This window comes from Actinoallomurus acaciae, assembly GCF_042429965.1.
In the GTDB taxonomy this organism is placed as follows: domain Bacteria; phylum Actinomycetota; class Actinomycetes; order Streptosporangiales; family Streptosporangiaceae; genus Actinoallomurus; species Actinoallomurus acaciae.
Window position 1 is genome coordinate 602 of the sequence record NZ_JBHLZP010001072.1, and the last position, 1178, is coordinate 1779.

At 70.3% G+C, this 1178-nt stretch carries 1 protein-coding gene; it reads right to left on the reverse strand.

Annotated features, from left to right (window positions below):
• A partial coding sequence (locus tag ACFFNX_RS50555; protein WP_378213641.1) for an ATP-binding protein occupies positions 1–1169 on the reverse strand: 1169 nt, incomplete at its 3' end.
• Positions 1170–1178: the final 9 nt, after the last annotated feature.

The following is a 1178-nucleotide window of genomic DNA, read 5'->3' on the forward strand; positions in this document are numbered from 1 at the left end:
CGGGCGGGTCGGGTGTTCTCAGCCGTGGTGCCGTCGGGCATGCGGGCCAGGTGGGGGTAGTCCATGCCGTCGGTGAACACCGCGCCCTCACCGGGGCGCAGGGTCACCAGGAACTGGGACTGGGCATCGGTGATGTTCATCGTGGCGCCGACCGCGTCCCGGTCGTCCTTGGCGGGCAGCCGGTGCACGATCTTGACCGCGGTGTTCTTGATGACGTCGGGCACGAGCTTGGAGGGGATCTGCTCGGCCACGATCAGCCCCTCCCCGTACGCGCGGATCTCGGCCAGCAGCCCGGCGAACATCTCCACCGCGTGCGCCGCCGGCCCGCTCTCCTCGCTCTTGCGCAGCAGGCGGTGTGCCTCTTCGAACACGCTCAGATGCGACAGCCCTGCCGCGGCGCCACTCATGCGTTGCCGCATCCGCAGGTACTCGACCAGACGCACCAGGACCGTGCCCATCAGGAAGGCCTTGTCGCGGTCGTCACCCACATCCTCGATCTCGAACACCACGTTGCGGGCCAGCAGGCGTTCAAAATCGATGGGGTGGCCGCCCTCGAAGAACCTCCCCGTCGTGCCGAGCCGCAGGCTCGACAGGCGGACGCGGATGAACCCGCGGACGTTGTCGGTGATCTCCTTGCCGTACCCGATCTCGGTGACGACCTGCTCGGCGGCGGCCTGCAGATCCGCCAGCGTCGGATAGCGCGGCGTGGTGCCGGGGACGCGGGGCTCGCCGAGGGCCAGGTCCCAGCCGAGCTGTTCATAGCACCGGGTCAGCGCCGCGGACAGCACCTGCGGGAACGGTTCGTCGGACTCGAACGCGGCCAGGAACAGCGCGCGTACGAGGTCGGCGTGGGTCTGCAGCGGAAACGCCCGCCCGTCGGCGTCCCGCGCGGGTTCGAGAGGGTTGATCCCAGCCGCGATGGCATCCACCTCACCCGGCCGGATCGCGACCACCTCGGCGTCGGGGAGGCGAGCGGCCATCAGCCGGTACTCGGCCTTGGCCGGCTCGACCACCAGCCACGGCAACCCCGCCGCGCTCGCCGACTCCAACAACCCCCGTACCGTCTGGGACTTGCCGGCGCCGGTCGCCCCGCACACGAACGTGTGCCGGTTCAAGCTCTCCAGCGGCACCGACAACACCCCGACGTCCGCACGGTTACGGTCCAGCACCCGCCCCAG